Raw genomic sequence first — 19,814 nt, 5'->3', positions numbered from 1 at the left:
GTCGTCGAGCGCTGCTTCAACCGGCTCAAGCAGTTCCGCGCTCTGGCCACCCGCTACGACAAGACCGCGACGTCATACACCGCGGTCGTCACTATCGCGTGCCTGATGCTCTGGCTGTGATCATTTGCAGACACGGCCTAGTACCTCATCGCGCGCATCACCCCCGATGCGGCGCAGCGTCATCCGAGCGCCGGCAAGCTGGCCGCCGAGGCGCACAAGAGCACGGTGAACACCCGGCTGAAGCGGCCGGACGGCTCACAACGCAAGCTGGCGGTGATCGCCACCGGCGAGCTGATGGAGGGCAACGGCCGGCTGCCGGCCTACACCGCGCCGTGGTCGTCGCCGGATCGCGCCGGTGGAGATCCTCGTAACCGCCAGCGCGACCCTATCTATGGAAATGCTCTCCGCCGTCTGTAGGGATCCTCGTTGCTCATCCCTTGACGGTGAAAGCTACTTCTGCAGGAAGGACTGCAGCATAGCCGTGACGTCCTTCGGCCTCTCCTCCGTCACGAAGTGGCCCGTATTCTTCAGGACTTGTCCCTGGACGTTCTCGGCGTACTCACGCCACTGGTCGGGGACCATTGAACCGAAGGAATCCTGGCCACCGATCGCGAGGATGGGCATCTTCAACTTGCCCTGAGCCAGGAATTCCTTGTTCTGCTGAACATCTGCGCGGAGCCCACGGTATACGCTCATCCAGGCCGTCGTGCGGCCGGGCTCCTTCAGAAAGTGGGCGTAGTAATCAAAATCCGACGCCGTGAACGGCGACTTGTTGCCCGCCAGGTACTCAGTGATCATGTCGTGGACGAGGACCCGTTCGTGACCGGCGATGAGGTGTTCAGCGAGGGGCAGCTGGAACAACCCGAAGTGCCACGCCGCGGGCTTGTTCGGGTCGGCGTTGAGCACGGGGTAGCTGTAGACGCTCTCATCCGGGATGGGAGCTTCCATCACAGCCATGCTCCGCACTTCCGTCCGATATTGCGCCGCGTAGTCGTAGGCGACCCACACGCCAATATCGTGGGCGACCACCTGGACGCCGTTGTTGAGCTTCAGCTGCGTCAGCAGCTGATGCACGTCCTTCGCCAACTGCGCTGCCTGGTAACCACTCTTGGTGACCTGGGACTCGCCAGCACCACGCAGGTCGACGGCGATCACGGTGTGGGTCTTGGAGAGCGGGACCATCTCCTGCCGCCACTCGGACCAATCCTGGGGGAACCCGTGGATCATTACCACAGGTGAACCTTTGCCACCTCGCACGTAGTGCATGCGAAAGCCATTTACTTCCGCATACTCGGACCGAAAACCAGCGGGTGGTTGAGACTGCGGGTAAGGCGACGGCGACTGCACCGCCACTGAGCCATGCTCGCGACTATCGGCCCATGCTCCAGAGCTCAAAGCCACGGGGACCACCAGGAGAGCCGCCAACGCCGCGATGAGCGCGATGGACCTGTTGTTTCTTCCTCTTCCGATGCGCGGATCTTTGCTGGACTGCTTGGTGTCGTTCATTTTCTTCTTCTTTCTCTGCGAGTTTCGGCGTTCACCGCAGGCGCCGTGTACGCGGTGCCGGCGTGCAAGGTTGCGGTTTGTCGATCAGATGAGGATCGGCGCGGCCGACGCGGCGAACGAGGCCAGGGCTTGACTGGACCACTCGTCTTTGAGAGAACGGCTTCAAGGGCGGGCTGGTAACTGGCGAGCTGGCATGAAGCCCAGCTGCTCACTCACCGTGATAGCCCTCCTCGGATTCTTGTGGGTGAACGGTTGTTCTGCCTGGTTAGTGTCAGATCCGTCGCGCCGCCTTACTTCAGCATCGGCGCAGTCGGTTCAGCGGCTGACGGCTCCTGTGTGCTCCGTCCTCGAGTTGCCGCGGGTGGTTGGCCCGATGAGTTCGGTCGATCCGTCGACCAGGAGGGCAGAGACGCCTCCGTCAAGGCCGCGCCCGGGCAGCTGCACTTCCGCCACGAGGCGGCCACCCGGATCGTGATGAGGCCAGCGCGCTCGTCGAGGTGGGGTGCCGTTAACCGATGCGTCACGGGCCGCCAAACCGCGAAGATCCCTAGCCTGACCTTCTGTAATGCCGAAGCGCCTGGCGCGGACCTATGGGTATGGAACGTCCGCCGCTTGGCATGGATGAACTCATCGAGCACTGGACTGTGCTGACCCGCGCCCAGCCGGGTTGTCGCGGGGCCACCCCATGACAGCCCGGCCAGCTGTCACAAGCTGTAGTCGCCAAGGGCATCGGGGTAGCGCGCGAACGCGGCCTCGGCCTCCGGGTTGACGTTTCCGCCGATCGGGCCGTCGTACCCGTAGGAGCTTTTTGCCGATTGTCATGACGAGCCGGTTGGCAATGTCGCGCAGGCTCATGTCCTGACTCCGCAGGTGGAGAGCCATGGACAGCATGGCGTTGTCGGTGACGCCCGCGCCGCTGAAGGTCTTGCCGCGCCTGCGAGCGCTCTCGTGGCCTTCAAGGGTGCCGTCGCGGATGTACTCGCGCTCCATGTCTGGTAGGCCCGGGGTGATCGATGGGTGTTCGTGTTGCAGCAGCCGCCCGTACTCCAGCTGCTCGGTGAACGGGCGCCCGTGGCTGACCCCGGGCCGCGCCAGTGCCGTGTCGTGCCCTCTGTCCTGGAGCTTCTCGCCGTTGATGGACATGACGAAGGTCAGGCGCGGCGGCCGTAGGTACGCGGATCCACGGGCTGCTCGGACTGGTGAAGCCCGCCGACCACGAGACGGTAGGAGTCGATCACGAGCTCCTTCACCAGCTTCTCGTCGATGGTGCCCCCGCCTTCCACCGTGATCCAGTGCCTCTTGTTCATGTGATAGCCGGGGGTAATGTCTGCGTACTGCTCACGCAGGGCTGCGGCGTCGTCCGGATCAGCTTTCAGGATCACGACGGGGCGCCCTGGCAGGTCGGTCATGAGCATGAAGACCTTGCCGCGCACCTTGTAGAGGTGCCAGTCGGGGCCGGAACGATGCTCCAGGACCGCGCCGGGCAGTCCCACACCACAGTCGCCCGCGATCTTCTGCAGGCCCTGTCCGTCCAAGGTGATCAACTCCTCTATCGATCCGAGTGCCCTGACCGCCCGGCCGAGGACTCAGGTGACGTCTTCCGCATGGCCGCCACGAATGGCGGCGCATGATCCGCCAGTCGGACTGCGGCCATCCGCTCCCTACGGCCATCCGCTCCCTACGGGCATACGCGGATGACTGTCTTTCCGTTGCGTCGCGTGGTCGGGTTGAGGGCACCGATGGCATCATCGAGGCTCGCGACGTCACCGATGTTTGTCCGCAGCCGTCCGTCCCGCACCCGCTGCACGATCTCGCCCAGCTCGGCACGATCGGCCTCGACAACGAAGTCCACCGCCAGGCCGTCAGTGGGCCGTGCCTCGACCGGGCCGACGATGGACACCAGCGTTCCTCCGGCCTTGATCAGGGCAGCGGACCGCTTCTGAACGTCGCCGCCGATGACATCGAAGACCAGATCGACGCCCCCGACGTCTTTCAGCGCGTCGTTCTCGAGGTCGACGAACTCATGCGCGCCAAAGTCGAGTGCCTTCTCACGGTCAGCGGCGCGTCCGGTGCCGATGACGTAAGCGCCGGCCTCACGTGCCAGCTGGGTCACCATCGTCCCGACTGCCCCGGCTGCGCCATGGGCGAGGACGGTCTGGCCGGCCTGAAGGCGGCCGTGCTGGAACAACCCCTGCCACGCGGTCAGACCTGAGATCGGCAGGGACGCGCCTACTGTGAAGTCGACGTCGCCGGGCAGCGGTGCGAGGTTGCGTGCTTCGATCGCCACGTACTCCGCAAGGGTGCCGTCGCGGTGCCAGTCGGCGAGGCCGAACACCCGCTGCCCGACCGACAGCCCTGTCGTGCCGTAGCCGAGGGCGGTGACCACCCCGGCCAGCTCGTGGCCGGGGATCGACGGTGTCTTGTCACGGCCGGCGCGATCGGTCCAGGTCGATGGCCACTCCATCTCAGTCGGGACGAAGCCCGACGCATGAACCTGAACGATGACGTCGTTGATCGCCGCGGGCGGCTCAGGCCGCTCCGTCAGCGTCATCCCGGCCGTTCCCGCGGCCTGGTCGGTTACCACAATGGCTTTCATTGAGATTGTCCCCTTCTTGTGTGGGTCTTGGTTTCCGGGTGGGTGTTCAGATGAAGGTGAACAGCTGGTCGGCGTCGAATCGCGAGATCGGGTTGGTGTACACCCTCTCCGGGTCGGGGTAGCCGAGGGCCAGCAGCACCGTCGTGCTGTGTCCGGTCTCGCGGATCTTGAACGCCTTGTCGACACTGGTCGGGTCGAACCCTTCCAGCGGCGTTGCCTCGACGCCGAGCTCAGCGGCCGCCATCATGGTCAGGCCCATCACCATGTAGGTCTGCTTCTCCATCCAGTGGTTCAGGTCCTTGTACCCGTAGTTGCGCAGGTTGAGGAAGTCTCGGGTCATTGATTCCCACAGCTCCTGCTTTGACGGGTCAGGGAACCGGCCGTCGACCCTCTCCTTCGTGAACACCGCTTCGATGTGGCTGTCAGGCAGATCTGCCCGGGTGGTGAGGATGATGGTGTGCGACGCGTTCAGGATCTTCTCGGCGTTGTCCTGGAATCGTTCGCCCAGGTTGTTGGCGAGCCGCTCTTTGCCTTCGGGCGTGGCGAGGACGTAGAAGTGGTTGGGCTGTACGTTCGTCGATGACGGCGTGGAGCGCAGGAACCTCAGCAGCTGCTGAAGGGTTTCCTCCGGAATGGTCTTGCTGGGGTCGAAGTACCTGGTGAGGTGCTTGCTCATGAGCCTGTCAAGATTCATATCAATCTGCCTTCTTCTTGCGATGAGTGGGCGAGGAACGGTGGTTTGGGCTAGTTCGTGCCGCGGGCAAGTGGGTCGCTGATGCGCTCGAAGCTGATTCCTGTCGTCGCGGCGGTGAGGTCACCCGCCACGAGAGTCTTAGTGGCATGTTCGAGTGCCTCCATTACGTGGGTGTAGAGCGCTGGAGGATCGCGCGCGGGAGCGGTTGGGGTTGGTGGAGTGGTCGCTCGGTTGGGAGGAGCGGCTGCCCGGGTACTGACCTCCGGCTGAAGTACGCGGCGGCCCCGCGCCACGCCGGCAGCGGCGCGCTCGGGACACACCAGCGGCGCCCTCCCTCCGACAGCTGGGGAACGGGACTACCTTGATGGTCACAGAGAGTGATCGTGCTTCACGGTCGCTTCAGGTCTTGCGTGACGATCTCTTCAGGGGGTTTCGATGGTGGGTGGTCGCTACATGCACGGTGTCCTCGCGGCGCTGCTTCCGCTGGCGCTGTTCGCGGGCCCGGCCAGACCCCCTCGACTGCCTGCGAAAACCCCTGTCGTGCTGTTTCCCGCATTCCACTTCACCAAGCTCCTGGTGACCGTACGCGACCAGACGACCGCGCCCGACTGCCCGCGCTCGGGCACCTTCCAGGACTGGTTCCAGAACAACCGGCCGAGCAGGTTCAGCCAGGTCTGCCAGGACAAGCTGCTCACGCTGCGTTACCGCCACGACCCGTCGGTGCCGATGCCGGCGCGCTTCTCCGAGCAGCCCGGCGTCACCGTCGAGATCATGGACTACGGCAGCACCAGCAGTGCGCCGTACTACCAGGCGATGTACCGCAGGCTGGAGGAGGCCGGGTACAAGCGGGACAAGGACATCCGGGTCGCCGGGTACGACGCCCGGCTCACCCCCGACATGGGCGGCTTCCTCGAGCGGACCCGCGAACTCATCGAGGACGCCTACCACGACAACGGCGACCGGCCGGTGCACCTGGTCGGCCACTCCAACGGCCCGCTGTACGCGCAGTACCTGCTCACGCACTCCAGCCAGGCGTGGCGCGACAGGTACATCCACGGTTTCACCCCGATCGCGGGCAACATGCCGGGGCAGGGCTCGATGTACTCGCTGATGTTCACCGGGCAGAACATCCGTGACTTCAGCTACCCCACGACCAGGGCGAACGCGCGCAGCAGCGCGCTGATGTACCAGAGCGCCCCCTCCACCTACATGAGCGCCGCCGACCCGGCGGTGTTCGGCAACCGCGAGGTGGTCGTCCACGACTCCTCGACGGGCCGCTCCTACACCCCGCGCGACTACCCGCGCCTGTTCGCCGACGCCGGGCTGCGCACGGCCAGGCGGCTCGCCGACCACTACATCGGCTTCGTCAAGTTCGCCGACCGCCGGTCGTTCCCGAACGTCGACGTCTACGGGGAGCGGGGCTCCGGCCTGCCGACGGTCGTCGGCACGCGGCTGGAGAACCTGGCCACCGGGCAGATCGCCGACCCCGACGGGTTCATCTACCGGGGCGGCGACGGCAATCAGGAGGACATCACCAACACCGCCATCCTGGTCTGGCGGGCCATGCGCTGCCACCGTTTCAGCCTGACCGACAACCCGGGCGTGAACCACGGCGCGCTGCCCACCGACCCCGCACTGCTCGACCGCCTGGTAGCCAACCTGGAACGCCCGCGCACCCGCTGCTCGTAACCGTCGATCCAGGCCCGTCCTCGTCGCCGCCCGTGACGCCCGGCCGTCCACAGCCGAAGGGTGCGGCCCACTGGGGTCGCACCCTTCGTGTGCCGGTCACCCGCCGCCGGGCTCGGCGGTCCTGCCCCACATCGACTTCATCTCGGCGAAGCCCTGCTCCATGACCCCGACCATGGCCTGCCGGGCTCCGTCGCCGTCGCGTCGCTGGATCGCGTGAGTGACGTCGGTGTGCAACTGCAACGCCTGCTCGGGTGGATGGTGCGGCATCAGGTGGTAGTGGTGCCGCCCGGCGAGCACCTCGGCGACGATGAGCTGCAGTTCGCGAACATCTCGTTGCCGGACGCGCAGCGCGGGCTCACTGTGATCGGGCAGCTCATGCTCACCTCCAAGGCCGAACTCGCCAACAGGCCCTACTGGCCACCGCACACCATGAAGGGCGCCCGCCGACCAAGCCGGCGTCCTTTGCCTGGCCTTGACCGCGCACCCGTCCTGACGGCCGCCACCTGTCGATCGCGGAACCCTGCCACTTCGTGATCTTTGACGTGCAGGAGGTCGCCGGCGTCGACGTCCTCGCCCAACCCCTGGTCGAGCGTCGCAAGCACGTGGACCTGTTCACCGGCGTCCCGCTGGCCTGTCCATGCAGACGGGCGACGTCGCCGAGGCGCGACTGTGGTTCACCGCCTTGGCTAGTGGACCATGCGGTCGATCACTTCCTTGGTCGACGGGACCCAATGAGCGAGGAACCGGTAGTTGATGATCGCCGCCTGGTAGCCGTCGCCCCAGTCGGGGTGCCGGGGGCCGGCGGTGGCATCTTTGACAACCGCGACCTGGAAGCCTTGTTCGAGGAATTCGCGCAGGTGGGATTCGACACACAAGTTCGCGAGCATGCCACCGAGGATGATCTTGCCGATCCCGCGTTTGCGCATCTGCAGGACCAGATCGTTGGTCTGCGGCCCGAACACCTTGTGAGGGGCGGCGACGATCGTCGCGCCGTCGTCGATGTACGGCTTGAACCGATCCAGCCAGTCAGCGCCGGAGTCGGTGAAACCGGTCAGATCCAGCGGGCCGCTCCGGGCGAACGTGCGGGTCCGGAGCTCATCGGCCTCCAGCGGCCCGTTGAACATCCACCCATTGTCGGTGGGATAGAAGTAGTGAGGGGATATGAACACCTCATAGCCCTCCTGCTTCGCGGCCCTGAAGATCCGCTCCATGTGCTCGACCGTGCCGTTCTCGGTGACGCTCGCGCCGACCATCGCCCACGTCGTCCCAGTCTCGCTCAGCACGTCGTTCTGCGGGTCGATGAAGACGACCCCAGTGTCGCTTCGCTGGATTTCCATGGTCGTGCTGCCCCCCTTGCCGTTTGCGGACGCAGCGTCTGCCCTGAGCCCTGTCCACACGGCCAGAAGTCATATCCGCTGCGGCCGGTCCCTCACCAGCACAGGGACCGGGACCGCACAGGCTCCACATGTGGTCAACTGCGGCGTCCGCCATCTCGTGCACCCGTTCCTGTTTCCGAGACGAAGACGACCTAACGCCGGGCTGCGTGAGCACGGCTGGCTCGGCGTCGCCGAGCAGGCAGCACCCGTCCGCTACCGCACAGGGACCAGAGCGGGCCTGGTAGACGACGGCCTGGGCAACCGCGGCCGTATGGGTGACGCGACATCACGCCTGTTCTGACCGACGACATCAGCGCACACGTGGGGGAGCGCGGACGAACTGCGGCACATCCCGGGCTGGGTGCCGTTCCGGCTGCGCCCGTGGCTGGGCGAGGACCGCCAGGCGTGCCGTCGCGGTCGCAGCGGGTGGCCACGGCCGGCTCGTGAGGTCGACGAGTTGCGGCGCCGTCGTATGGACGAACGTGAGTGGCGCCAGGCGACGCGCTCCGGCCCCCACCCACCCTTCAGGCCACCGCGAGGCCGGATCCTCCAGAGCCGTAGGTGCTTGCGGGCTTGCCGGAGCTCGGCGGCCATGACGTACAACAAGCCGGCTGGCGTCGCGTTTCCCGGCGAGGGATCGCGTTCTTCGTGCGGGTCTTCCGCGGCCGTCCGGTGGGTGCACTGCTGCTGCCACCGGACGGCCGCGGGTCGGGGGTACACGGCCCGAAGGCCCTTCGGCTACGAGCCCAGGGAGATCCTGTCCAGGTCGGGAGCGGAGTCGTCGTCGTTACCGATGGTGATGCTGTTGCCTCCCGCGTTGAGGGGGACGGTCAACGACACCGTGTACACGGTGTCGTTGCCCACGCCGCTGACCGGCACCTCGATCGGGGTGCTGCCGTTGACGGTGACGAAGTATGAGCGGTTCCCGTTGACGGTGAAGTCGATGAACAGCTGGTACTCGCCCGCCCGGTCCACCACGACGTCGTCGAACCGCACGGACGCGTCGGCGGAACCGCCCATGTTGCGCACCTTCTGCCCGCCGGAGCAGCGCGAGCAGTTCGTGATACCGGCGCTGCCGATCTCGTTCTGCGAGCTCTCCGCCTCCCGCATGAAGAGGCGGTCGGCGGGGCGGACCTGCACCGGCACCACCTTGGACACGCTGTGCGGCAGGCCGACCGTCCGGAAGTCCGCCTCGACCGGCACCTGGGCGGGACCCTGCTGACCGCCGGGTGGACCGGTGAGCGTCCAGTTGCCCTCGATCGACTGACCAAGACGGAGGTTGGCAGCAGTCACCGGCGCGCCTTCGACGGTCCAGCCCTCCGGGGCCACGGGTGACATCTGGACGTTGTCCACCGTGTCCTCGTCCAGGCGGAGCTTCGCGGAGATCGTGATGGACTGCTGGCCGGGACCCACCCAGACCACACCGGAAGGGTTCACGGTCATGGTGGTCTTGGGCACGTACGACACCGAGGGCATCGGCCCGACCGCGATCCGGTCCAGGCCGGGGCCCTGCTCGTCGTCGCTGAACACCTTGATGGTGTTGGCTCCGGCGGCGAGCGGCACGGCGATCGAGGCGTCCATGGGGACGTCCACGCCGGTGGCGGCGACGTTCTCCTTGATGGGCGCGGCGCCGTTGGCGCTCACCGAGAAGGAACCGGCCCTGGCGGCGGTGTAGTCCAGCTCGAGCCGGTAGGTGCCCGCTTCGGCGACCTTGACGTCGCGGTAGGTGACGGCGTTGCCGCTGCCGCCGCCCAGCAGGGTGACCTGCTTGGACCCGGAACAGGCGTCGCAGGTGGTGACCCGCGCCCTGCCGTTCCGGTCGTTGTTCCAGGCCTCCGCCTCCAGTGGCATGCCGTCGGCGTTGCGGGTCGGGTAGTCCGACGCCACCCGGATCTCGTCGATCTTGAGCTGCTTGAAGAACGGCTTCGCCTGAGGACCGCTCCAGGTGTCCAGCACCTCCAGCTTCAGGTAGCGCGTGTTCTGCTTGCCGAGGTCGATGAACTGGACGCCGCGGGCGCTGCGCATCGCGCCGGCGCGCACCGGCTCGCCCCAGGTCTTGCCGTCCATGCCGGCGTAGACCTTGTAGTTCATGATCCGGGCGGAGTCCTCCGGTCGGCCGAACGACTCGCGGGCGTGGGTGGGCGACCATTCGGTCTGGTTGACGGTGAGGTAGGCCACCTTGCGGCGCTTACCGAGGTCCAGCGTCACCGAGACCGGCTGGTTGCCGTCGCTGTCCCAGTAGGTGGTGTAGTCGCCGTCCACGCTGTTGGAGGCGGGAAAGCCCTCCTTCTCGGCAGAGGCGGTGGCCTTCACCTCGGAGGAAGCGAGGAAGTGCTGTTGACCGGAGGTGCGGACCTTGAAGACGGTGTCGTAGGTGTCCCAGTCGGTGACGCCGAGGATCGTGAGATAACCGCCGGACTGGGTGAACCGCAGGGGCGTGCCGGTCCGGACGTCGGTGACCTGCGTCACCCGGTAGCCATTGTCCCGCAGCCTGACCATATCCTGGCTCTTCGGCTTGGTGAGCACGTGCACGTACTGGGTCCTGGCCTCGTCATCGACGGTGATGACGCCATGAGCGCCGTCGTTCCAGAAGCCCGGCTGCATGCCGCCGTACATGTAGCCGCCGCCCTCGGTACCCGTGATGGAGGACCAGACGGGAGACAGCCAGGTGTCCATGAAGGTGTTGAACTTCTCCTGGCTCGGCGGGAACTTGCCGTTCACCATCGCGGTCTCAGCCATCAGCGACTTGATGGACGAGCCGGCGTTGGAGACGTACCGGCCGATGCTCAGCGGGAAGTCGACCGCGTTGTCCTTGCCGTCGTACCACCACTGGCCACTGGTCGGCAGCTTGTAGTCGGCCTCGGTGAGGCGCGGCATCGGCGTGTAGGTGGCCTGCGGATAGTCGTAGGTCGGGGTCATGCCGGTCTTCTGCTCGTTGCTGACGGTGTCCATGATCGGCGTGTCCTCGTTGTTGTTGCTCAACAACCAGGTCGGCCGCTTCTCACGGATCTGCTCGTACAGCTTGTTGCGCTCCCAGTAGGCGTTGTCGTTGTCGATCCAGAAGCCGGACAGGTCGGGGTAGTTGTCCATGACCTCGTGGAACAGGTCGTAGCTGTACATGCCGAAGCCGTCGCGGGTGGTGAGGTCCACCTGCCGGCCCTTGTAGGCGGAGTAAGCGGCGGAGTCGAGGGTCTCGACGCCTACCTCGTTGTGCCACTGCGGGTCGTCGGTCATGTAGAGCAGGATGTGGACGCCCTTGGCCTTGCCCGCCTCGACGAGCTCGCCGAGGAAGTCCCGCTTGGTCGAGCAACTGCCGGGAATCTCGGACGGCCACGGCCGGGCATAGCCGAGCCGGCTGTGGAACGTCGCGAGCACGATGTAGGAGGCACGGAGCTTCTTCGCCTCGTCGATCCAGTAGTCGGCGGTCCAGTCGCCGTCGGTCACGTCGCGCTCCCAGGCGGCGCAGTCGGTGTGACGCGGAGCGGTGAACATGCCCCAGTGCAGGAACAGTCCGGCCGTGCTGTCACGCATCCACTGCTGGCGCGGGTGCTCGACCTCGGCGTCGGCGGGCACCGCGCTGAAGAGCGCCGCCACGAGGGAGAGGGCCAGAGCGAGGGCGATCCCGGCGAAGCGCCGGGAACCGGACGCGATCTCGGGCGACCACCGGCCTCCGGGGGCGCTTCGGGTAGGTGGGGGGAGGTTCATGACCATCGGCTTTCTCGTTGGAACGATCAGGCGAATAATGTCAACAACACTGCCTAATCGGAATCCCGATGATCCAACGGCGGTGTCCGACGGTCAAGACCTCGGATCAATCCCGGGCACTTCCAGCAACGAGTTCACCACCGTGTCGAGGGCCAGCCGGGCTGCTCCGAGGGCTACCGAGTCGGCGCCCATCGTGGAGGTGACCACTTCGATCGGGAACAGGGTGAGCTTGGCCAGCTCGCGCCGGAACGGCTCGGCGACGATCGCTCCGCCGCGCGACATGCCTCCGCCGAGTACGACGATCTCCGGGTCCACCGCCAGCGCGAGGACGGCGGCGCCGCGCGCGAGGACCTCGGCGAACTCGATCAGCACCGCGAGACTCTCGGGATCCTGCCGGGCGGCGGAGGTGATGACCAGTTCGCCCTCGCGGCCCGCCGCGGAGGCGCTGCCCGCCGCCAGTTCGGCGCCGCGAGCGTGCAGCCGGGCCACCGCCGACTCCCAGCCGAGCATGGGCAGGGCTCCGATCTCTCCGGCCGCGCCGTGCCTGCCCTGGTGCACCTGACCGTCCAGGAGGACCCCCGCGCCGGCCCGGTGACCTGCGAACATGTAGACGATGTCCCGGTGGTTCTGGGCCGCGCCCTTCCAGTGCTCGGCCAGCGCGGCCAGCTTGACGTCGTTGGCCACCGCCACCGGCAGCCCCAGTCCCTCCGACAGCGTGGCGGCGACGTCCACCTCGGTGAACCCGGGCAGGGAGTAGGGGGTCAGCCCCGATCCGGCCTGGCCGGCGGCCACGTCCAGGACGCCCTCCGGCGCCCGCAGCGTTCCGGTCACGCCGCAGGCCGCGCCGGTGATCTCGCTGGGGTCGAGGCCCGCGTCGCGCCAGCACTCCCGCGCGGTCTCCACCGCTGCCTGCAGTCGCCGCGGCGCGTCCAGGTCCGGGTCCAGCTCCCGCCGGTGGGACGCCAGCGGGTTGCCGCGCAGGTCGGTCACCACGGCCAGCGTCTTGTGGGCGCCGATGTCGATCCCGCTGACGTACCCGGACTCGGCGCGGAAGCGGAAGTGGCGGGCCGGGCGCCCCGCCCCCCTGCTGTTCGCCTGCCGCGGCGGCACGGTCTCCTCCACGCGGCCGTTCTCGAGGAGCTCGGCGAGGAGATCCTCCGCGGTCGGCCGTGATACACCGATGACCGCCCTGAGCTCACGGAGCGTGAGCGAGGGAGACTTGATGAAGGCACCGAGGGCGGCGGCCATGTTCAGCCGTCGCAACAACGACGAGTCTCCGAGCCGGGCGGCTGCTTGTCTGTCTTGACTCATCCGATCAGGGATCCTTATGCTCGCGGCGGCAATAATGCTAACTTGCCTTCATATTACAGTTTTGCGATCAACGACGCTGGAACACCACCGCTCGGCGACAGCAGCACCGAAGGGACACTCATGGCAGCACGTTGGAGAGGAGCGGTCGCCGCTGCGACGCTCACGACGCTAGCTCTCGCCGGCTGCGCCAGCGGTGGTACGAGCGCGGAATCCTCGTCCGACGGTACGGTCGAGATGACGATGCTCACGTTCGAGACCCCCAACCTGCCCGCCTCGCTGTGGGACTCGGCGATCGCGCGAGTGTCCGCCAAGGTCCCGGGAATCAAGATCAAGAAGCTGGTCACCCCGAACGTGGACCGCACCACCTACGCCAAGCAGCTGGCCAGTTCGGGCCAGCTCCCAGACATCATGATGGCGGTCAACCCGCAGGGATTCGCCGAAGGCGGCCAGCTCGCCGAGTTCACCCCGGAAGAGCTGAAGGACTACGCCTATCCGGAGTCCGGTGCGATCAACGGCAAGATCTACCAGCTGCCCACCAACGCCCAGCCCCAGTCGCTCCTCTATTACAACAAGGACGACTTCGCCAAGGCCGGGATCGGCAAGGTGCCGACCACCTGGGCCGAGTTCCTCGACGCCTGCGCCAAGCTGAAGACCGCCGGCATCACCCCGATCGCGGTCGGCGGTGGCGGCCAGGACACCTTCGCCAGCATGTACGCGTGGGCGGGCGTCCTCGCGACCGACGTCTTCCTGCAAGACCCGGACTTCAACAAGGAAATCAAGTCCGGGGCGAGGAACTTCACCGACCCCGCCTTCGTCAAGGCGACCGAGAAGATCGCGCAGTTGTCCAAGCTCGGCTACCTCGACAAGGAGGGCACCAGCCGGTCCTACGCCGACCACGAGAAGGCCTTCCGGGCCGGCTCGGCCGCGATGTACCCGATGGGCTCGTGGTTCGCCACCTCCGTGGACAACGACAAGCCTCCGTTCGGGGTCGGCGTCTTCGCCTGGCCGAGCGACGACGGCAAGGCCGTGGTGCCCAACCTGACCGGCGGCGGCATCAGCGTCAGCGCGAAGGCCGAGAACCTCGACCTCGCCAAGAAGTTCGCGCTGGAGTGGACCAAGGACAAGGAGACCGCCGACGCCTTCACCAAGGCGGACGGCACGTTCAACACGGTCGCAGGCTACAAGCCGCCGGCGGACATGGGCCCGCTTTTCCAGGAGACGCTGGCCGTCTACGACAAGGCGGTCAAGGACGGCACGGTGACCCCGGCCTTCTCGATCGAGCAGGGCGACAACGGCCTGCCCGCCGAGTTCACCGTGCCCATCCAGCAGATCGCGGTCGAGCTCCTCGACGGCACCTCCGACGCCGCCACCGTGGCGAAGAAGCTCAACGACGAATACGCCGCTCTTCAGTAGGCGACCACCCGTGAGGGCGGACAACCCCGTCCGCCCTCACTCGTCCTTTCATTGAGAGGTCCCTTCTCCCATGCCCGGCTCACCCCGTCACCACCCTCTCCAGGGTGGCTGGCTGCGCAGAGCGCGTGAGTTCTCCGGATTCGCCCTGCCTGGACTCTTCCTGTACGGCGTGCTGGTTCTGGTGCCGATCGTGTGGACCATCGTCCTCGGCTTCACCGACCGGACACGGTTCGAGCCGCAGACCGGCTGGGCCGGGTTAGGACAATTCAGCCGGCTGTTCCAGGATGACCAGTTCTGGCTGGTGCTGAAGAACACCTTCGTCGTCACGCTGATCGTCGTGATCGTCCCGAACGTGCTGGGGCTCGGAATCGCCCTGCTGCTGAACCGGGAAAGCCTGCTCTACCGGCTGCTGCGCTCGGTGTTCTTCACACCCGTCATTCTGAGCGGCATCGTCGTCAGCGTCATCTGGCAGAGCCTGCTGCGGCCCGACGGCGTGCTGAACGCGATCCTGGTTGACCTCGGCGTGGACAGCGGCCCGCGCTGGCTGTCCGATCCCGACCTCGCGCTGTACTCGATCAGCGGCATCCTCTGCTGGCAGATGCTGGGCTTCTGCGTGGTGGTCTACATCGCCGGCCTCAACTCCGTCCCCAAGGAACTGCACGAGGCGGCGCTCATGGACGGCGCCGGCCCGCTGCGACGCTTCCGATCGGTCACCTGGCCGATGATCGCGGCCTCGGTCACCATCAACACCGTCATGCTGCTGATCAGCGGCTTCAAGGTGTACGAGCACATCCTGGTGCTCACCAACGGCGGCCCCGGGCGCAACGCCACCGCGTCCATCGCCTTCGACGTCATCGAGAAGGGCGTGCGAGGCGACCGGATAGGCGCTGCGGCGGCCGAGGCGACGATCATGCTCGCCATCATCGTCGCGATCACCGGTGTCGTCCTACGGCTGCTGCAACGTCGAGAGGTACACGTTTGATATCCCGGTTCCAGGTCGTGCGGCCGGTGTTCGCCGTCGCGCTGACCGCGTTGTTCTTCTTTCCCATCTACATCGTCGTCACGGGCATGCTGAAGCCCGCCGACGAGATCCAGTCCTCGCCGCTCGGGCTGCCCGCACCGCTCACGGGGGAGAACCTCGAAGCCGTCTTCGGGCGTGAGGACGGCCTGTTCTGGTCGTCGCTGGTGAACAGCGTTCAGATCACCGTGCTTTCCGTGCTCCTGCTCACCCTGTCCTCGGCGATGCTGGCGCACTACCTGGTGCGCTCGAAGGCCCGCTGGACCAAGCCGGCGATGCTGATGCTGCTGTCCGGCCTGATGATTCCGCCGGCGGTGATCCTGCAGCCGGTCACCCAGGTCCTCGACGCCGTAGGCCTGATGAACACCCTGCCCGGCGTGGTGCTCAGCAATGTCGCCTACTACCTGCCGTTCGGCGTGTTCGTCTTCGCCGGATTCATCGGCACCGTGCCGGTGGACATCGAGGAGGCGGCAGGCATCGACGGCGCGAGCCGGCTGCGGATGTTCTGGCAGGTGGTGTTCCCGACGCTGCGGCCCGCCGCCGCCAGTGTGATGATCTTTCTCGGGGTGTGGGTCTGGAACGACTTTCTCAGCCCGCTGGTGATCCTCGGCCCCGAGTCCGGCACCACGGTCACCGTCGGCGTGTACCGCTCGGTGGGGGAGTACTCCACGAACTTCGGCACCCTGTACGCGTTCTCGTTCCTGGCCTCACTTCCGGTGCTGCTGTTCTTCGTGGCCCTGCAGAAGCAGTTCGTGGCCGGCCTGACCGCGGGATCGGTGAAGTGAGGGCCCGCCCGTCCGCGGTGACGTTCGACGCCGATACCGGAGTGCTGCTGCTCGACACCCCCCACACGTCGTACTCGGCGTATGTCGGGCGCGAGGACGACATCCCTGTCCACACCTACTGGGGCCCGCCCATCACCGCCGAGGACGCGGCCTATCTGTCGACCTCGACCGCCGAACGGCTGGCGTCGGAGTGGGTGTGCTTCCGCTCGGCGGCGAACCGGCACGAGGAGTACCCGCTCCACGGAGGCCTGCAGTTCGGCCGGGCCGCGCTGTCGGTGGAGTTCCCCGGTGCGGTGCGCACCGTCGCGTGGCGGTTCGCCAGGCACGAGATCACCGCCGAGCGGGGCCACCAGGAGCTGGCGCTGTGGTTCCAGGCGCGGCACCAGGAGCTGACGGTGACCCTGCACTACCGGGTCTACGACGACAGCGACGTGATCGACCGGTGGGTGACCGTGCGCAACGACTCCACCGTGGACACCGTCGACGTGCACCGCCTCGACTCCGCCGCATGGGTGACCCCCGAGCAGCCGCGACATCGGATGACCCACCTCACCGGCCGCTGGGCGGCGGAGACGCAGGTACGCCGGACCGACCTCACGGACGGCCACCTCGTCCTGGAGAGCCGTCGCGGCATCACTGGCCACCATGCCAATCCCTGGTTCGCGATCGACGACGGGACCGCCACGGAGGAGAGCGGCCGCGTCTACAGCGCGACGCTGCACTGGAGCGGTTCGTGGCGGATGCTCGCCCAGCGTGAACTGGACGAACCCGCCCAGGTGCTGTTCGGCTGGGGGCACGAAGGCTTTGGCCCACGCCGCCTCGAACCCGGGGAGGTGCTATGGACCCCCGTCAGCTCAGGCGTGTTCACCGCCGACGGGTTCGGCGCGATGAGCCACGCGTGGCACGAATACGCACTGCGCCACGTCCTGCCGAACTCCGGCGACCTGCGGCCGGTGCTGTTCAACTCCTGGGAGGCCACCGGCTTCGACGTCGACGAGGCGGGTCAGCGGGCACTGGCCCGTAAGGCGGCCGACCTCGGCTGCGAGCTTTTCGTCCTCGACGACGGATGGTTCGGCCGGCGTTCCGGGGACCGGGCCGGTCTCGGCGACTGGTGGGTCAACACCGACCGCTTCCCAGATGGCTTGAAGCCGCTGATCGACGAGGTGCACGCGCTGGGCATGGGCTTCGGGCTGTGGATCGAGCCCGAGATGGTGAATCCCGACTCCGACCTCTACCGCGCCCACCCCGAGTGGACCTACCACTACGCCGGCCGCGAACCGCACACCATGCGGCACCAACTGGTGCTGAACCTGGCCCGGCCGGACGTCGCCGAGTGGGTATTCGGCCAACTGGACGCGCTGCTGTCGGCCAACGACATCCAGTTCGTCAAGTGGGACATGAACCGGCCGTTCACCGACACGGGCTGGCCGGAGCAACCGGACCGGCAGGGGCGGCTGTGGCTCGACCACGTGACGGCCGTCTACGGCGTGATCGACGCCTTGCGCCGCAAGCATCCCGGCGTGGCGTTCGAGGCGTGCTCGGGCGGTGGCGGCCGGGTCGACTTCGGCATCATGGCGCGGACGGACCAGTTCTGGCCATCGGACAACACCGACGCGCTGGACCGGCGGCACATTCAGCACGGCTTCAGCCACCTCTACCCGGCGCGAACCATGTCCTGCTGGGTGACGGACCTGCCGACCTTCATCAACAAGCGCCGGGTGCCGCTCACGTACCGTTTCCACGTTGCGATGGCCGGGGTCCTCGGCATCGGCGGCGACCTGAACGCCTGGACGGCCGAGCAGGCGGAGGAGGCCAGACGGCTCATCGCGCAGTACAAGGAGATGCGCCACATCGTCCAGCACGGCCGCCTGCACCGGCTGGGCGAACCAGGCAGGTCGGCGTCCGCGGTGCAGTACGTGACGGCGGACCGGAAGGAGTCCGTCGTGCTCATCTACCAGGAGGCCCAGCAGTACGACAGCAACCCCGCACCGATCCGGCTGCGGGGCCTGGCCCCCGAAGGAAGGTACCGAATCGACCGCGGCGCGGTGCTGTCCGGCGCGCTGCTGATGGGCCACGGGATCACTCCGCAGCTCACCGGCGACTACGCCAGCACCCTGGTCCGCCTCGAACTCGTGACCTGACCGCTTTGGCGTACGTCGGGGCATGAACAGGGGGACGGACCAATGTGAGCGCCTGCGCGATGGCCAGGTCCACCCCGGCGTCCAGGAGCTCGCCGGTGAACGTGCGGCGGAAGTCATGCGCATCCGGGGCCGCCGTCGCGCTGACCGTCTTCGACGTCATCGAACACGACAAGCTGGTGGAACGTGCCGCGCGGCCGGGCGGTCAGCTCACCGACCGGCTGCTGCGGCTCCGCCACCGCTTCGACGTCGTCGGCGACGTCCGCGGGCGTGGCCTGTTCCAAGGGATGGAGCTGGTGAAGGCGGCCGCCGATGCCCTGGGCGCCACGCTCGGGGACACCCGTTCGATCGAGTTGCGTCTTACGGCGCTCGCGCAGGCTGACCACACCGAGGCGGGTGCGCATTTCGGCGAGTAGTGCGGCCATTGACGGCTCGTTCGTAGACGGACTCCCACATGATGCCGTGTATCTGTGCCGGTTCGCCGAAGGAGTAGCCGCGTGGCTTGTCGTGGTTGATCGCGATGGCGGTGTTCATCGCGTCGCGGATGCTGCAGCAACGGCTCTATGTGGACGAGTCCAACGGGGTCATCGGCCAGTCGCCGGGTGAGTGCGTTCCACCATGCGGTGAAGCATCGCGACTTACTCCTCGGTCTCCACGACTCGCTTACGGGGCCGGCCGCGAGAGGTCGTGCTCATGATGTCGCTCACCGCCTCCCCGTCGATGTGGTGCATGGCGCTGACTCACGAAGCTGAGAACCCGACCACGGGGGTACTTGCAGACATGCTGTGAAATCACCCAGTGGGCCGGGGACACGGGCGGCGCTTCGAGACCGACCAGGGCTGCGTAGAGACGCCGTGCCATCGGCCACTCGTGGGAGACCGAGGGGAGACCGGCAGATCTGAACGTCTCGCGCTCCGCCCAGGACGACCGACACCGATCGATGCGACCTGCTCTCGCCTATCTGTACGGACATCGGAGAGTGACATCATCCGTCACCATCCGATTCGCAACACGGCAGACTTCTCATCCGACGGTCGCAGGTTCGAAGCCTGCATACCTTCGCGTACGCCGAGCCGAGATCACGCCGCCCGTGCGCGTACGGAAGAGCCGGCCCTCCTCGCCGACTTCGAACGCCGCGATGTGCTCCGGGAGGACGGCCACCAGTTCGGGCAGGATCGGCACGGTGCGCGTGTGCTTCGCGTCCCGGTGCTTCAGCCCGCGCTCGTCGTGGGTCTGCCCGAGTCGGTGAACCGCCTGTTGCTCTGTGGTCTGGTCTTCTCCAGTGTCAGCAGCCCCCAGCCCCTCTTTGGAAGCCGACAGTCCTTCTGCCCCAGTCCTGCCGCCTCTGCAGGGCGAAGACCGCCGAAGTACATGCAGGCCAACATCGGCCCTCGTGACCGCCCCATGTAGGTCACCGCGGTGAGGGGGCCTGCCCCCGAAGTGTGGACACCTTGAGTACCGGATGATGGAGATCCGGAGACAAGGAGTTCCACGTGGCGATGAAGTCGTATCCGCCGGAGTTCAAGGCGGACGCCGTCGCTTTGTATCTGTCCGATCCGGGACGGACGTTGGCCTCGGTGGCC

The 19,814-nt window shown here is 66.9% G+C and carries 15 protein-coding genes and 2 pseudogenes; 9 read left to right on the top strand and 8 right to left on the bottom strand.

Annotated elements, in window-relative coordinates; genetic code table 11:
* Positions 1-120: pseudogene (locus E1286_RS35615) on the top strand (IS5/IS1182 family transposase); the annotation flags it as partial.
* Positions 121-225: 105 nt separating this feature from the next.
* Positions 226-417 (top strand): hypothetical protein, encoded by a 192-nt coding sequence (locus tag E1286_RS35610; protein WP_132619704.1) that lies wholly within the window; start codon positions 226-228, stop codon positions 415-417.
* Positions 418-450: 33 nt separating this feature from the next.
* Here the strand turns inward: E1286_RS35610 and E1286_RS35605 are convergent, their stop codons facing one another.
* The 4 genes from E1286_RS35605 to E1286_RS35585 form a co-directional block, all read right to left on the bottom strand.
* Complete coding sequence (locus tag E1286_RS35605; protein WP_132619702.1) at positions 451-1,506, bottom strand: alpha/beta fold hydrolase; 1,056 nt, start codon at positions 1,504-1,506, stop codon at positions 451-453.
* Between the two features lie 1,151 nt (positions 1,507-2,657).
* Positions 2,658-3,050 carry an MmcQ/YjbR family DNA-binding protein gene (locus E1286_RS35595; RefSeq protein WP_246075466.1) on the bottom strand — a complete coding sequence of 131 codons (393 nt, stop codon included), beginning with the start codon at positions 3,048-3,050 and terminating at the stop codon, positions 2,658-2,660.
* A gap of 134 nt (positions 3,051-3,184) precedes the next feature.
* Positions 3,185-4,102: an NADP-dependent oxidoreductase gene (locus tag E1286_RS35590; protein WP_132619700.1), complete on the bottom strand. Its 918-nt coding sequence runs from the start codon at positions 4,100-4,102 to the stop codon at positions 3,185-3,187.
* Between the two features lie 46 nt (positions 4,103-4,148).
* Positions 4,149-4,796, bottom strand: coding sequence for a nitroreductase family protein (locus E1286_RS35585; protein ID WP_132619698.1), 648 nt, complete (start codon positions 4,794-4,796; stop codon positions 4,149-4,151).
* Between the two features lie 540 nt (positions 4,797-5,336).
* Between E1286_RS35585 and E1286_RS35575 the strand changes: the two genes are divergently transcribed.
* Positions 5,337-6,485, top strand: a complete 1,149-nt coding sequence (locus E1286_RS35575; RefSeq protein ID WP_165970063.1) for a lipase/acyltransferase domain-containing protein — start codon at positions 5,337-5,339, stop codon at positions 6,483-6,485.
* 96 nt (positions 6,486-6,581) lie between these two features.
* Here the strand turns inward: E1286_RS35575 and E1286_RS35570 are convergent, their stop codons facing one another.
* The 4 genes from E1286_RS35570 to E1286_RS35555 all read right to left on the bottom strand — a co-directional run bounded on the left by E1286_RS35570 (position 6,582) and on the right by E1286_RS35555 (position 12,877).
* Complete coding sequence (locus E1286_RS35570) at positions 6,582-6,911, bottom strand: hypothetical protein (RefSeq protein WP_132619694.1); 330 nt, start codon at positions 6,909-6,911, stop codon at positions 6,582-6,584.
* Positions 6,912-7,171: 260 nt separating this feature from the next.
* Entirely contained in the window at positions 7,172-7,822 is a 651-nt protein-coding gene (locus E1286_RS35565) for an isochorismatase family protein (protein ID WP_132619692.1), read from the bottom strand.
* A 777-nt stretch (positions 7,823-8,599) separates the two neighbouring features.
* Positions 8,600-11,572 (bottom strand): discoidin domain-containing protein, encoded by a 2,973-nt coding sequence (locus E1286_RS35560; RefSeq protein ID WP_132619690.1) that lies wholly within the window; start codon positions 11,570-11,572, stop codon positions 8,600-8,602.
* Positions 11,573-11,659: 87 nt separating this feature from the next.
* Positions 11,660-12,877: an ROK family transcriptional regulator gene (locus E1286_RS35555; protein WP_132619688.1), complete on the bottom strand. Its 1,218-nt coding sequence runs from the start codon at positions 12,875-12,877 to the stop codon at positions 11,660-11,662.
* A 240-nt stretch (positions 12,878-13,117) separates the two neighbouring features.
* Here E1286_RS35555 and E1286_RS35550 point away from each other — a divergent pair, with 240 nt between their 5' ends.
* The 6 genes and pseudogenes from E1286_RS35550 to E1286_RS52235 form a co-directional block, all read left to right on the top strand.
* Entirely contained in the window at positions 13,118-14,290 is a 1,173-nt protein-coding gene (locus E1286_RS35550) for an extracellular solute-binding protein (RefSeq protein WP_223190744.1), read from the top strand.
* 70 nt (positions 14,291-14,360) lie between these two features.
* Positions 14,361-15,272, top strand: a complete 912-nt coding sequence (locus E1286_RS35545; RefSeq protein WP_132619684.1) for a carbohydrate ABC transporter permease — start codon at positions 14,361-14,363, stop codon at positions 15,270-15,272.
* Complete coding sequence (locus tag E1286_RS35540) at positions 15,269-16,093, top strand: carbohydrate ABC transporter permease (RefSeq protein ID WP_223190742.1); 825 nt, start codon at positions 15,269-15,271, stop codon at positions 16,091-16,093. The genes E1286_RS35545 and E1286_RS35540 overlap by 4 nt, the downstream gene beginning before the upstream one ends.
* On the top strand, positions 16,090-18,234 hold the full coding sequence (locus E1286_RS35535) for an alpha-galactosidase (protein ID WP_223190741.1): 2,145 nt from the start codon (positions 16,090-16,092) through the stop codon (positions 18,232-18,234). Before E1286_RS35540 ends, E1286_RS35535 begins: the two co-directional genes overlap by 4 nt.
* 95 nt (positions 18,235-18,329) lie before the next feature.
* Entirely contained in the window at positions 18,330-18,647 is a 318-nt protein-coding gene (locus E1286_RS35530) for an aminotransferase class III-fold pyridoxal phosphate-dependent enzyme (RefSeq protein WP_223190739.1), read from the top strand.
* Positions 18,648-19,724: 1,077 nt separating this feature from the next.
* Positions 19,725-19,814, top strand: a pseudogene (locus E1286_RS52235) (NUDIX hydrolase); the annotation flags it as partial.

The sequence above is a fragment of the Nonomuraea terrae genome (assembly GCF_004348995.1).
GTDB classification, from domain to species: domain Bacteria; phylum Actinomycetota; class Actinomycetes; order Streptosporangiales; family Streptosporangiaceae; genus Nonomuraea; species Nonomuraea terrae.
This window is presented reverse-complemented; position numbering and strand designations above follow the sequence as displayed.

Excerpts from the sequence above, each read along its gene's own strand:
- E1286_RS35605 (WP_132619702.1), bottom strand. The coding sequence starts at position 1,506 with ATGAACGACACCAAGCAGTCCAGCAAAGATCCGCGCATCGGAAGAGGA.
- E1286_RS35590 (WP_132619700.1), bottom strand. The coding sequence starts at position 4,102 with ATGAAAGCCATTGTGGTAACCGACCAGGCCGCGGGAACGGCCGGGATG.
- E1286_RS35585 (WP_132619698.1), bottom strand. The coding sequence starts at position 4,796 with ATGAATCTTGACAGGCTCATGAGCAAGCACCTCACCAGGTACTTCGAC.
- E1286_RS35565 (WP_132619692.1), bottom strand. The coding sequence starts at position 7,822 with ATGGAAATCCAGCGAAGCGACACTGGGGTCGTCTTCATCGACCCGCAG.
- E1286_RS35560 (WP_132619690.1), bottom strand. The coding sequence starts at position 11,572 with ATGGTCATGAACCTCCCCCCACCTACCCGAAGCGCCCCCGGAGGCCGG.
- E1286_RS35555 (WP_132619688.1), bottom strand. The coding sequence starts at position 12,877 with ATGAGTCAAGACAGACAAGCAGCCGCCCGGCTCGGAGACTCGTCGTTG.
- E1286_RS35550 (WP_223190744.1), top strand. The coding sequence starts at position 13,118 with ATGCTCACGTTCGAGACCCCCAACCTGCCCGCCTCGCTGTGGGACTCG.
- E1286_RS35545 (WP_132619684.1), top strand. The coding sequence starts at position 14,361 with ATGCCCGGCTCACCCCGTCACCACCCTCTCCAGGGTGGCTGGCTGCGC.